Genomic DNA, 12,205 nt, shown 5'->3' with positions numbered 1-12,205 from the left:
CAACCAGTAAGTCCTTTTTCTTACAACGAAGCAACATAGATGTCACCCTCGACCTTACTTATGATGTACGAACCTTTCTTATCGAAATCAAAATTTGAAATCTCAGTACACGCTATTTCTTCGCTCGTAAAAATCACATTCGCATCAATGTTGCACTTATCTAACAACAGTTGTGATGAATCGATTTCCAATGGAAGTTTGGGGTAATGCAGAGCATTACGACTCAACATGATCCCAACGAAAAACACAGAAAGAAGAAAAACAAAGCCTAAATCTCTTATCCTAAATTCACGGTTCTCGTTAATACTGAAGAGCTCTTTAAGGAACTGAGATTGGAAGAAGCGGTACCTCTTCTCAGATTCTGGATCACGATCGTAAATGGTATTCGCTGCATAAGTGATCTCATCATCATTAAACTCATAACCATCATTCAATGTTAAATAATAGCCAACCCCACGTTGGCTTTTAATTTCCATTATTTGCTCAAGAGGCTTGAGCTGTCTCCTTGTTTTCGATATCAACTGAATAAGATTGGAACTATCTGGCCGATAACTCCCCTCATTTGCGTTTCCCCAAACTTCATCAATAATCGAATCGCTTGACCGTACTTCGCCTTGACTGTGTATGAGATAATAGAAAAGATTGAATTCATATTTGGTAAAATGAATATCAATTCCATTTTCACCATATAAGCTTCTTTTCTTTTTATCGATAGTCCAAAATGTCTCTTTATTCATAGGTTAATCCATATATCGACACACTTCGTCGTTTTGACTTGTAGAACTCCTCGTTCGCTTTCGAGCTATCTTGCCCAAAGGCACCTAAATTCATTAAGAAAATATCTTTACGACCTTTGAGTTTTTCGACAACTTCATTGCCACGTTTTAATGATAGGTTTAGGTTATAAATCGAATCTCCCACAATTGAGGAAGATCCTACGACAAGCAAGGCATCAGCATCGATGAACTCGTTCGTTGAAGATATATGAGATAACTCCGCCTCTCTCGCTTCATACAATGCGGTATCAAAGTAAACCGTAGTTAAATGCTTAAAATTATTAGCATTCAATGTCCTGTGCAAAGCAGAAAAATCGTTTCGTTCGCAGATATCATAGGAGGATGCCTTCAGCTCGCTTAGCTTCTGTTTCAGGACATAACTGTGAACTGAATGAGATTCGATAGTGCGTCCCATAAAAGAATAATAGTTGCCATCTTTCATTGTGTTCTTAAGGATCAAGTAGGTATCACAACTTTCAACTAACCCTTGAGCGATGGCTGTATGGCTGAAAGTAAACATCAGCGTCAAAGCAAATTTCACAAAATATGATTTATTCTTCATCGTCTTCATTTCCAATATAAGTAGAGCTAGATTCTTGTAAAAGTTCGTAGGAGATTCTGTCTGTAAGCTTTTCATCTTCATCAATTTCATCGATATCAATAATTCCCGTTGATTTATTCCAAGCGTTGGTACAATCTAACGCTTCAATATCATCAATATTCGAATTGGTATCGATTATAAATATCGACTTAGCTGACACATCATTAACGTATTTGTTCTGCACCGTGCTGCAAAAATCCGAGAGTATGTCTTTGTCTTCGTCTTTTTGGTCCTGTTCAGAAAGATAAGTATCGTCTAAGGAAGTAATATTAATCACAACCGTTCTTTTATTATCTAAGTTAAATGCTTTTTTCAGTGAGTAGTTAAAGCCCTGAATTGGAGAAACAAAGCTATCACTGAAATCCATACTATTAACTATGGAGAGAAACTTACTATAATCACTCGAATTAGTTAGAGCTTGCTGACTCGGGCAGGTCTTAGAGTTTCCGAAGTATTTATTTCTAGTGACTTTCAACTCGTCTACACTAGCCATGTTCGTTCGCTTCGAATCGGAAATAGCGTCACCATCTGTATAGCTGTACCCATTAGACTCGAGAAATTCGTCAAAGTAGTTGTCTAAGTAGAGGTAGTTGGCGCCTCCATAGTTTGGCTTAGCATAGTGATAGGCAAGGTCTTTGTATTCCTCATAAATAGGGCTAGATTCGAGCTCTGCAATCACCTCCTCTTGATCTTTGATCTGTTCTTCTTTGTCCTCGAGGTCAGACTCATACTCCTCAATATCTTCATAAAGATCGTCAATCTCCCTCTCTAAGCGTTCTCTTTCCGCCTCTAGTTGATCTTTCTCTTCTGGGTCCTCTGTTTCAGCAAGCAGTTCATTGATCTCGTTAATGCGTCTTTGTTTCGCGGCAATCTGAGAGTTAGCGTTAGATATATTGTTTTCTATCGAAGATTTTTGATTCTCAAGGGTCTTGAGCACATCAAGCTCACCAAAATACCTCTCCCACCATTGAAATGGGAAGTTATCTCCACGTGGGAAGGTGCTCCAACACTTGCCACTTATGTTGATACGATACCCATAAGGAATCACCGTTAGCGTTGAATTGGTTTTATCAAATAATGATTTGAGAGCATCGTTAATTTCATATTTGACTTCACTCGCAATTGAACGAGTTCTAGGGTCGTTCGAAATAGCGATGATGACATTCAAATCTTCATAGTGTTTTGCTCTAATAGTTTTTGCACTCACGGTGAATGAATCATTGCCCACACTGCTCAAGCCCGGGGTTAATTTGCGGTGCTGCTGCATGGGCAAAGAGGTCGTCATATACACGACTTCATCATCGTCATGCTCTTCAAAGGTCCAGTCATCGTTGGAGCCATTCACATCAAGACCGTTTGATTCAGCCACCTGCTTTTCTACATTCCACTCCGAGTCACCCGTTATAGCGGTAAGGTCGTTAAGTTCGCTAGCTGTGTTAATCTGGACTTTTGCAGCTAAATAGCTTCGGCTCATATCGTATGAGTAGTAAGCAAATACAATTGCAGACAGCATAACCAACAATACGATTGGTGTAGCCGACCCTCTTTGATTTCGCATTAGTGGTGTTTCCCGTAATGAGTGGAAGAAAACTTAACTTCAAACCACTGATAAATTTCTTCTGGCAATTCAATGGTGCTGAACGCGGCAATTTCACGACACAGAGTTACCCTATAGACTGAGTGGTACTTCTTATAAGCGTTGATGACAGGACTGATGTCAGAGAGTGATTTATCTATATCGCAAGCTTTCCCTTCAAGATCATGGTTCAATCGTACTTTTTTATATTTTTGACGGGTCTCTGTTGCCCCATATGCCAGCTCTTCAACAATGATTGAAATATTTCGGTCTTCTAAGTGGAATATCTCCGACAGATCTTTTACCTCTGCCTCTTTCAAGTTGCCTTCAAATATATCGCGGCGATTGGATATCACTTCACCGGCTTGGTAAGCCATGTCAGACATTTCAAACTTCAAGGACGTTGAAGCGGCATATTGCATGGTTAACAACAGTGCAAGAAACAAAACAGGGGCAAGAATTGTTGTTTCGACTGCCATCCCACCATATTCTGAGTTAATAAATTTCATTGACAATAACCAGTTCTCTTTTCATTTCTAAGAAGGCTGATGGATATATCGTTGAAAACAGCCATGAAAACCTCTTGTAGTCAAAGTCAAAAGAGATAAGAATTAAATTCGTTTTCTTAATGTTGCTTTGATTACATTCCAGCTCGTTTTTACGGTCAACTAAATCATCAACACTTTGAAAGCATGTGAATTTAAGAGAGTTAGAGTTAATATTAATAACATTTGTGTTCACTTTATGATTCAACTCTTTAAGAAAGTTCGACTTTGATAGTTCTACGTTGTCTTCTTTCTCTATGGACTTGTAATCGAATAAATGAACTGCACGAGTAATATTATAATTTAGTAGACTCTCATTCCCAACATACTGAAAAAAGCCAACTGTAACAATAAGAATATATATAATGATTGGTATTGTGAATACAGCCTCAATTGCAGCTATACCATCCTCGTCATTTAAGTGAGGTATATTTAATATCTTCATAAATTAACAAGGCCTTTTCTTTGTCTTTATATTTTTTATTGAGAAGGTCAATGACCATTTCGTCTTGGCCTGCAACTATGCCTGCTAAGACAACATACTCAATGTCATTAGTACCAGTTTCATACGAGTTATAGATCTTCAAAAAGTTGGCTTTATCATCAGGTTTGTAAGCGAATCTAGAAAGCAGCATGTTGTTGTAGATACTTTCCGACGTCGGGTATTTTTTACTCAATGTATTAAAGCGTTCACTACATTGTTTTTTTCCAAGTTCTTCACACTGTGAGACCGCATATAAATTGTCGACTTTCGCTGCTAGCTTATTGTTTCCTGAGTACCCCTGAGTCTTTTTTATGTCATCAAGATAACTTCTAGAGCGTTCGGTATCACCGTTTTCTAGGTAAATCACTGATAACAAATATAAATCGTCATAATTAAGTATTTCTTTGGTACTCAAGACATATATAGCTCTGTCTCCATTACCATTTTTATAGAACGAGTAAGCCAACAGGAAGTTCTCTCTGTCACTGAGTTTCTTCTTCACCGATAGTTGAGCGATCACTTTGTCATAGCTTTCTAAGTTGAATGCAAGCTCTGCACTTTCATAGTCTTGGCCTGTCGACTGACACCCAAATAAAGCGAGACAAAGCATTGAAGTAGATAATCGTTTTTTCATTACATCTTACTCACTAGGTTCAGGACGCCTGGGGCGATGATTTCGACGATAATAGGGAACATGATGAAAACAATAAGCGGGATACCCATTTTCGCGTTTACTTTACCTATCTTTTCTTCGGTTTCAATAAAGTGAAAATCTCGGGTCTCCTTTGACAAAACGCGTAAAGCGTCAGTCACTGCCGCACCGCTTTCCACTGCGTTTTCGAGTACCGCAGTAAAGTCTTTAACCTCTTGTAAATCCAAGTTTTTACGTAGGTTTTCCCCCGCAATGCTAAAGCCATTGTTAGAAATATCATTCGAGTAGATCTTGATGTAGTTTGCCAGTGAAGATGACATGTTTCCGATATACTCAGACACAGCAATGAGACCCAACTCCACCGTCATACCAGATTTTGTCGCTGTTGCTAATAGATCCAAGAAGTAAGTGAAGTTAGTCTTAATTCGACGTCGTTCTTCGTTAATAAAAAATGTCCTAAAGATCATTTTTATCACAATATTATTAACTATTATAAAAGCCACCATAAAAGCCAACATTTTCATTTTGTCTTCATTCAGGTAGTAAACAATAGCCAAACCTAGTATTGCTTCTATAAAATAAATAAGAAAAAAATTAGTTTTATCTTTTTTATTAACCAAACCACCTGAAGGTAGCATTGTATAAAGTTCATTTTCAGATAGGTACTTTGTAATCAATGAATATAAAAAATCATCTAAAATCTTTTTCTGCTCAGAGATTTGGTTAAATATATTATAGTATTCTTGTTTACTATCATGGTCAGAAATCATAAACTTAAAGTTATCTACATATTCTTGTTCTTCTTTCATACTTTTACTATTAAGTATAAAAACAATTGAACCAAGTAAGAAAAGTAGAATACTGATGGCAATAATCATAGCGCTACACTGTCAATCATTCGTTTAATTAAAACAAAGCCAATACTTACACTTGTAACCACATAGATAAGTATGTAGTTACCGTATTGTTCGCTAATCAAATACTCATAGTTTTCAACTGCAAAGCTCTTGAGAACAAAGAGCATCAAAAAAGGTAACACAACCAATATCTTTGCTGCACCTCGTGACTCAGATGTCAACGCCAATGTCTTCTTACGAATAACCTGAGAAGCGACAAGATCTTGGGCAATTTCGTTTAAAGAGTCTTTAATGCTGCCACCACGTTTTAGGCTCATTTGAACGTTTGCACTGAATACCGCATACCCTTTGTAGGGATAGATTTTTTCACCTGCAATCAACGCTTCTTCCAGTGTGTTTCCTGCATTCACCTGTTTGATGATTCGTTCAAACTCAATTCGAATCTTACCAACCGTGTGGCGTGACGCTGATTCAATTGCTGAAATAATTGTCTTACCAGACATCAAGTTCCTGCTGATCATCCGGAGTGAAAAGGCAAACTTATCTTCGAAGTAGTTACTAAGCTTCAAATGGTACTCTTTCAAAATCAGCAAACTACCAATCGTTATCACAACACCCACGAGAATCAGTGTGATGAAATAAGATAAATCAAACGTCTCACTAACGAAGATCATAAAAGCGACGTAAAACAAGATAACTCCACAATGCAAAACGAAAGCACCTAGCCCGTAGATTTCAAAGAAGATAACCAGGATGTTCTGACTCAAGTACTTAATATAGAAATCGTTGATCTCTTTTTTGACTTCATCAAACTTACTGGCTTCCTCTAGCTCAGGAAGCTCAGCGTCTTCAATATACTCGTCTATCTTATTGCTGCGATTAAACATCAGTAAATACCAACGCGAGTTCATTTTCCAAGCCCGCAGCCTTAACTTTTCGCTCTAGCAAAGTGGATTTGACCTCGTTTACGTGATCATCTTTTTTGTGGTCATAAACGAATAGGTCTTGCGTTGCGATAACACCGCCATCAAAGTTACCTACTTCCGTAATATGAGTGATTTTCCGTCGACCATCGATAAGACGACTGGTTTGAATGATGATGTCTACCGCTTGGCTTATTTGCTTTTTGATAGATTCTGGAGACAAGTTACTTGCCGTCATCATAATCATGCTTTCCAAACGAATTAGCGCATCTTTGGGGTTATTCGAGTGAATGGTCGACATCGAGCCATCGTGACCAGTGTTCATCGCTTGAAGCATCTCGAAAGCCTCGTCACCACGACACTCACCTACGATAATTCGGTCTGGGCGCATACGTAGAGAGTTAATAACAAGAGAACGTATTGAAACCTCCCCTGACTCTTCACTACTCGCAGGACGAGATTCAAGACGAACAACGTGCTCATGTTGTAATTGGAGCTCTGCAGCATCTTCAATGGTCACGACACGATGACCCTCGTTGATTTCGTTGGAACAAGCGTTAAGCAATGTCGTTTTACCCGAGCCAGTACCACCAGAAATGATGATGTTTGCCGCAGAGCGAACCATTACACTCAAATAAAGCGCCATCTCCTCTGTCATCGACTCGTATTGAACTAAGTCAACAATATCGAGCTTATCTTCACGAAACTTACGAATCGAGATACTACAGCCATCTAGAGCAATGGGTGGAACAATGATATTTACACGGCTCCCATCCGGCAAACGTGCGTCCACCATGGGTGAACTTTCATCAATACGTCGACCAATGGGAGATACGATTTTTTTCGCTATACGTAAGACCTGATCTTCATTCTGAAAAACTACATCGTAAGCACGACTAATTTTGCCGTTACGTTCTACAAACGTCTCCGTTAAGCTGTTAACCATAATGTCACTGATGGTGTTGTCACCAAGCAGATCTTCTAAAGGTCCATAGCCAAATATGTCATCTTTGACTTCTTTTGTTAGCTTCTGACGATCTGATTCAGTTAGAATGAATGAAGAACTTGAAAGAAATTCATTCACTGTGTTGTAGATGGTGCTACTTTTAATGCCATCGTCTTCATGTTGAATATCTGTAATATCGATATTATCTAAAACAAACTTTCGGCAGAGCATAAATATTTTTGAATCAATCATTCTTCACCAACCTAGTGATAATTTCGTTCTTACTATCTTTATTCTTAAAAAATCGGCTCTTACTGTCAGAGTTAAACTTATAAGTAATTCTTTGGCCTGTTTTTTTATAAATACTACTCTTATCTAATAAATAACGACTTTCTTTATTCGACTTGATCTGGAATGTTTTAACATTCGTATCTTTGCCTTTTATTTCTTGCTCAATAAGATACTTAAGCATATATACCGATTCTAGAGAGGCATCTGTCACCATAGTTACGTTATCAGATTTATTAATCAGCTGTTGATAGAGCTCAATTTTGGTAAAGTAAAAAGGAACATAAATAAATATGTAAGAAAACTCACCATCAAAAATATTGAAAAAACTCATCAACTGTTCAGCAATTTTATCGATCGAATGCAATGTAGTGTGATGCAAAACATCAATCGAGAAATAAGAAAAATTTTCATCAACTTTAATGATATATTCTTCAGCAGCTTTCGCATCGATGGTCTCTCCATTGATCAACATATTAATGATCTTAGGGTCTGCTTTTTTACCAATACGCGCATCTAAAGAGATGCTGAAAACATCCAAGTTGATAAATAAGGTATTTAAGCTTGGTCTTTTTCTTACGTAGTCACGCAAATTATCGTATACGTAGTGTAAGACCTTATCACCATGAAGTTGGGTCGTGTCAGAAAGCAAAAACCAGTGGCTACTGTTTGATTTTACAATTCCGAAAAACCACAAAATCATATTAAACACTTGCTTGGACATATCAGAATAACTGGTGTATTCACTGATACCTTCTGATTTGATGAACCAGTAATAATCCAGATCTTCACGATCACCATAAATGAGTGTCCCCACTCGGCCTTTAGTGACTTCTACAAACTTAGCAAGCCCTTCCTTTTCTCTTAACGTATCTTCATCACTAATGACGTAAATCTTTGATTTAAAGTGTAGGTTGAATACGTTCTCTAATGACTCGATATCGTCTTGATAATCGATGATTTCCACATTGTAAGCAGAAAAATAGTTCTGAACACGTTGCATGATCTCATTGTTGTTAGAGATAACAATAATCATGTAAGGTGAAAAAGCTTTACCTTTTGCGCTAGTCTGGCTTTTACTTGCTCGTTTTAATTTCTCTAAAATCATTTAAATTACCACAGCTCTAATGAAGAACAGGCCGTTTCATTGGCAAAGTTATCGAGTTCACTATCAGACATTGAGAAATGTCCATATGTAGGAACTTCCCAGACTTGACAATTCACCAGTCGCGTATCACTTACATGTACTTCCCACAACAGAAGTTGCTTATCATCGTAGTTTCCGATATCAATAAAGTTCGGCGAGAAGTCGTAGATGTTTTCCATATCAATTTTTAATTGATATAGGCGCTCCCTAGACAAATTATCTGTATGATAGACGTTAATTCCATGAATCCAAGAAACACTTTCGTTCTTTATTTCTTGGTTGATCGCCTTTGAAAAAGGAAGAATATATTGAATATTATTTCCTTCAGATATTTCATGGACGATATAAACGTAATCATCTTTTAGTGCACTGCTACATCCAGAAAAGAGTGTCACCATCCCTATCAAAAAGATGTATTTAAATTTAGTTTTCATAATGATATTGAGCATGTTTAATAATATCCTTTACTTCAGGCACGTCATCACCACCATCTATATTAGTGAATATAGAAAGGGAGGACTTTATATTTACCTTTGGTAGTTTTGGCTGTTCTATACTGTTTTCTACAAAGTTAACTTCTGCAAAGACCATTAACTCAGTTTTATTAGATTGAAAGTTCTCAGACGTAAATAGCGCACCAATAACGGGTAAGTAACCTAAGAATGGAACTTTTGACACGGCTTGCGTCTGACTGTTATCAATCAATCCTGCAAGAACGAAAATATCCCCGTCATTAACGTTGAGCTCTGTATTCACACTCCGAGTGTTGAGCTGTGGAGTGTCCAAACCTGCTAAGTTGATAAAACCAGCAATTTGTGATGATGAGATATTCGCTCTTAGGTCAATACTCTGATCTCGTTTGATCTCTGGTTTAAACTCTAACTTGATTCCGTACTCTTTAAATTCAACGTCAACGTTTTCATCATCGTAAGTCAAGACGGGGATTTCGCCCCCTGCTTCGAATGTTGCAGTTGAATCGTTCGTGACGATGATTGAAGGCCTTGTAAGTACCGTGGCTAAGTTATTGCGAGATAAAATTCCTATCGTGGCGTTGAGCATTTCACTCGTCACACCATCTACTTTACTCCAGCCAGCACTCCACTGGATGCCAAGATCATCGTCAATACTCTTTGACACCTCGGCCATAGTGAGTTTAATTCGCACTTGACGGTTTTCAGTGATCGTCGTGTTGTCAACGTAATAGCTTGAAATTGCACTCCTGATCAGTTCATTAAGCTCTCGCTTTTCGACTTTGTCTTTAACAGCGCCATTGATATAAATTTTCTCCGCGACTTTGACCGCTTCTATGTCCTTGAAGCCTGCTGAATCAAGATATTTATTGAGGTTTTCGGTATCTTGGTCAGTGTCACGTACCTGAATGACATACTCAGTCGTTTCTTCTTCTCCCTTTACAATGACCTTGGTCTTCCCCGCTTCATGTGCAATAAGATACAAGTTATTACTATCCGTCAGTGTGACATCAACGATCTTGTCCGATCCAACAACGATATCTTTAGGGACATTTGAAAGGGACAGATGCCTAGTTTCATTAACAGACATAGTAATAAACGTGTCGGCCTGTACATATAAAGACGCTAAGCACAAAACAAAGCCGAGAACGATTTTTCTATTTAATAAAGTTGACATCGTATTTGTAGCTCGAACTAATATCATTTGCTTGAATTTCCTTAGATGAATCAACTTCTAATGTTGAATAGTTTTCTAGATTGATACTCTTTTGTGTCACGTTGACTATCTTGAAGTAGCCCAACTGATCGGCTTGCAAATAACGCTCTACCACATCGTCATTGACTGAAAATACAACCGGGCTAAGATTTTCATGATCGCTTTTATGAGGCACTGCGTTTTGCTCCCCTTCTTGCGATTGGTTTAGTGGTCGAATAAATACATTCTTCGAAAATAATTTCACTTTTCTGGAGTTTTTATCTCGACCAGAGTTATTAAAGTGCCAGTAAACGTCATAGAAATCTGAAGTGAAGTTTTCGATTGAGCTTCTATCCACTCTCAGCACCATATCCGTGAAGTTTTTACTTTTTAGACTTTCAAGATCATCCAAGGAGATAAACTGTCCAGCATCCATCTTGTGCTTTAAAATAAAAATCTCCGGCTCAAGCAGCTCTTCTTCACCTTCAGTGATGTATAAGCCTTCATCTTCCGGACTAAAGGTCGCAGGTAGAAGCTCGAAAGAATCACGTGACACCAACGTTCCCGCCTTAGAAGCGTTCCTAACGGCCAAAGCAAGCACCGTTTTCTGGACGTTTTGTGGTTCTGAGTTTTCGGTTTCTTCATGATTTGATATCCTGCTTAAATCTTCTGATTTGTAGATACCAACAGCCCCCATCCCGATGATAAAGAGGGCAACTAAACCAATAGTTTGAAATCTCATGCTTTGCCTTTATAAAAAAAGTGTATTTGAATGTATGACGTAAGATGCAATGATCGGAATCGCGTAAGGAACTCCATTCGAAGAAAAGCCGAATCTATCAAAATAGTGATTAAGGATTTTTAACTGAAGCACGGCAAGCCCTCCGCCAATAAGCGTCATGTGAAATAAAAACAATTTATAATCACTAAACTCAATAAAAATGAGCATAATCATTATAAGTTTTACATCACCCATGCCTAGCAACTTAAATGCACCTAAAGCAAAGAAAAATAAAGATATCACTATATAGATAGAAAACTCATACCCAGAGATTTGGAATTCTTCACCACCAAGAAACATCTCGTAAAAATATTTAACATACATTAGCAACAACAAAAGAACAACTCTTTTATTGTATATTTTTCTGTGTTTGACATCTTCATACGATATTACTAGAAGCAATGTGAGTATTAATGCATTTATGATAACCATTGTTCATTTCTTATTCATTCAGAGAGCTATTAACACTTCTTGCCATATCAATCCAAGTTTCGTTCAATGTTTGTAGAAAACTAGAGCTATCTAATATATATAACAGTGATACCGACATACAAACGCCAATAATGGCGTATTCAACTGAAGTAATACCATCACACGAAAATGCAAGACTGGTGATTTGTTTTTTCATATCGATCCTTAACAAGAACTCAGTTCTAAATTACTGCTTCATATATTAGCTTCAAACCAAGATTAGACTTACACTAATAACATTAATTGTTAATTATTAATGTTATCAACATTCAAATAATCTTTTTTTGATGTTAACTTAAGCAGGCACAAAAATTAAAAACCAATAACTGGGGTCTATTTTGTTTCGAAATAAACTATATGAGTACATACTCGTACTCTTTGATACTCATTGAGCCTTCTCCTCCAACTTAGCCTCTCGACTAAGCTGGAAGGCAACGAAACCCAAAATGGAGAAGACTCTATGAGATTCTATAACAACCAGCATAACTATTAC

At 37.5% G+C, this 12,205-nt stretch carries 14 protein-coding genes; all 14 read right to left on the bottom strand.

All coding sequences use genetic code 11. The features are described 5' to 3' along the window. Nucleotides 1-20: 20 nt before the first annotated feature. The gene (locus KIV40_RS12330; protein ID WP_285349450.1) at nt 21-737 is read right to left on the bottom strand and encodes a winged helix-turn-helix domain-containing protein; all 717 of its coding nucleotides are present in this window, start codon (nt 735-737) and stop codon (nt 21-23) included. Beyond that, entirely contained in the window at nt 730-1,338 is a 609-nt protein-coding gene (locus tag KIV40_RS12325) for a hypothetical protein (RefSeq protein WP_285349449.1), read from the bottom strand. The genes KIV40_RS12330 and KIV40_RS12325 overlap by 8 nt, the downstream gene beginning before the upstream one ends. Continuing rightward, nucleotides 1,328-2,935: a hypothetical protein gene (locus KIV40_RS12320; protein WP_285349448.1), complete on the bottom strand. Its 1,608-nt coding sequence runs from the start codon at nt 2,933-2,935 to the stop codon at nt 1,328-1,330. Before KIV40_RS12320 ends, KIV40_RS12325 begins: the two co-directional genes overlap by 11 nt. Next, nucleotides 2,935-3,462: a tight adherence pilus pseudopilin TadF gene (tadF, locus tag KIV40_RS12315; RefSeq protein ID WP_285349447.1), complete on the bottom strand. Its 528-nt coding sequence runs from the start codon at nt 3,460-3,462 to the stop codon at nt 2,935-2,937. Before tadF ends, KIV40_RS12320 begins: the two co-directional genes overlap by 1 nt. A gap of 449 nt (nt 3,463-3,911) precedes the next feature. Next, nucleotides 3,912-4,616, bottom strand: a complete 705-nt coding sequence (locus KIV40_RS12310) for a hypothetical protein (protein WP_285349446.1) — start codon at nt 4,614-4,616, stop codon at nt 3,912-3,914. After that, a complete protein-coding gene (locus KIV40_RS12305; RefSeq protein ID WP_285349445.1) occupies nt 4,616-5,512 on the bottom strand; it encodes a type II secretion system F family protein in 897 nt (298 codons plus the stop codon). The genes KIV40_RS12310 and KIV40_RS12305 overlap by 1 nt, the downstream gene beginning before the upstream one ends. Further along, nucleotides 5,509-6,378: a type II secretion system F family protein gene (locus KIV40_RS12300; protein ID WP_285349444.1), complete on the bottom strand. Its 870-nt coding sequence runs from the start codon at nt 6,376-6,378 to the stop codon at nt 5,509-5,511. Before KIV40_RS12300 ends, KIV40_RS12305 begins: the two co-directional genes overlap by 4 nt. Continuing rightward, entirely contained in the window at nt 6,371-7,612 is a 1,242-nt protein-coding gene (locus KIV40_RS12295; protein WP_285349443.1) for a CpaF family protein, read from the bottom strand. Before KIV40_RS12295 ends, KIV40_RS12300 begins: the two co-directional genes overlap by 8 nt. Further along, a complete protein-coding gene (locus KIV40_RS12290) occupies nt 7,605-8,756 on the bottom strand; it encodes a hypothetical protein (protein WP_285349441.1) in 1,152 nt (383 codons plus the stop codon). Before KIV40_RS12290 ends, KIV40_RS12295 begins: the two co-directional genes overlap by 8 nt. A gap of 5 nt (nt 8,757-8,761) precedes the next feature. Then, nucleotides 8,762-9,244: a hypothetical protein gene (locus KIV40_RS12285; RefSeq protein WP_038890821.1), complete on the bottom strand. Its 483-nt coding sequence runs from the start codon at nt 9,242-9,244 to the stop codon at nt 8,762-8,764. After that, a complete protein-coding gene (locus KIV40_RS12280) occupies nt 9,219-10,442 on the bottom strand; it encodes a type II and III secretion system protein family protein (protein ID WP_285349439.1) in 1,224 nt (407 codons plus the stop codon). Before KIV40_RS12280 ends, KIV40_RS12285 begins: the two co-directional genes overlap by 26 nt. Beyond that, nucleotides 10,423-11,202: a hypothetical protein gene (locus KIV40_RS12275; RefSeq protein ID WP_285349438.1), complete on the bottom strand. Its 780-nt coding sequence runs from the start codon at nt 11,200-11,202 to the stop codon at nt 10,423-10,425. Before KIV40_RS12275 ends, KIV40_RS12280 begins: the two co-directional genes overlap by 20 nt. A 9-nt stretch (nt 11,203-11,211) precedes the next feature. Beyond that, nucleotides 11,212-11,673, bottom strand: a complete 462-nt coding sequence (locus KIV40_RS12270) for a prepilin peptidase (protein WP_285349436.1) — start codon at nt 11,671-11,673, stop codon at nt 11,212-11,214. Nucleotides 11,674-11,683: 10 nt separating this feature from the next. Then, nucleotides 11,684-11,869, bottom strand: coding sequence for a Flp family type IVb pilin (locus KIV40_RS12265; RefSeq protein WP_285349434.1), 186 nt, complete (start codon nt 11,867-11,869; stop codon nt 11,684-11,686). Nucleotides 11,870-12,205: the final 336 nt, after the last annotated feature.

The sequence above is a fragment of the Vibrio sp. D173a genome (assembly GCF_030248475.1).
This window is presented reverse-complemented; position numbering and strand designations above follow the sequence as displayed.

Coding starts and splice junctions, on each gene's coding strand:
- KIV40_RS12330 (WP_285349450.1), bottom strand. CDS start 737: ATGAATAAAGAGACATTTTGGACTATCGATAAAAAGAAAAGAAGCTTA.
- KIV40_RS12325 (WP_285349449.1), bottom strand. CDS start 1,338: ATGAAGAATAAATCATATTTTGTGAAATTTGCTTTGACGCTGATGTTT.
- KIV40_RS12320 (WP_285349448.1), bottom strand. CDS start 2,935: ATGCGAAATCAAAGAGGGTCGGCTACACCAATCGTATTGTTGGTTATG.
- tadF (WP_285349447.1), bottom strand. CDS start 3,462: ATGAAATTTATTAACTCAGAATATGGTGGGATGGCAGTCGAAACAACA.
- KIV40_RS12310 (WP_285349446.1), bottom strand. CDS start 4,616: ATGAAAAAACGATTATCTACTTCAATGCTTTGTCTCGCTTTATTTGGG.
- KIV40_RS12305 (WP_285349445.1), bottom strand. CDS start 5,512: ATGATTATTGCCATCAGTATTCTACTTTTCTTACTTGGTTCAATTGTT.
- KIV40_RS12300 (WP_285349444.1), bottom strand. CDS start 6,378: ATGTTTAATCGCAGCAATAAGATAGACGAGTATATTGAAGACGCTGAG.
- KIV40_RS12295 (WP_285349443.1), bottom strand. CDS start 7,612: ATGATTGATTCAAAAATATTTATGCTCTGCCGAAAGTTTGTTTTAGAT.
- KIV40_RS12290 (WP_285349441.1), bottom strand. CDS start 8,756: ATGATTTTAGAGAAATTAAAACGAGCAAGTAAAAGCCAGACTAGCGCA.
- KIV40_RS12285 (WP_038890821.1), bottom strand. CDS start 9,244: ATGCTCAATATCATTATGAAAACTAAATTTAAATACATCTTTTTGATA.
- KIV40_RS12280 (WP_285349439.1), bottom strand. CDS start 10,442: ATGTCAACTTTATTAAATAGAAAAATCGTTCTCGGCTTTGTTTTGTGC.
- KIV40_RS12275 (WP_285349438.1), bottom strand. CDS start 11,202: ATGAGATTTCAAACTATTGGTTTAGTTGCCCTCTTTATCATCGGGATG.
- KIV40_RS12270 (WP_285349436.1), bottom strand. CDS start 11,673: ATGGTTATCATAAATGCATTAATACTCACATTGCTTCTAGTAATATCG.
- KIV40_RS12265 (WP_285349434.1), bottom strand. CDS start 11,869: ATGAAAAAACAAATCACCAGTCTTGCATTTTCGTGTGATGGTATTACT.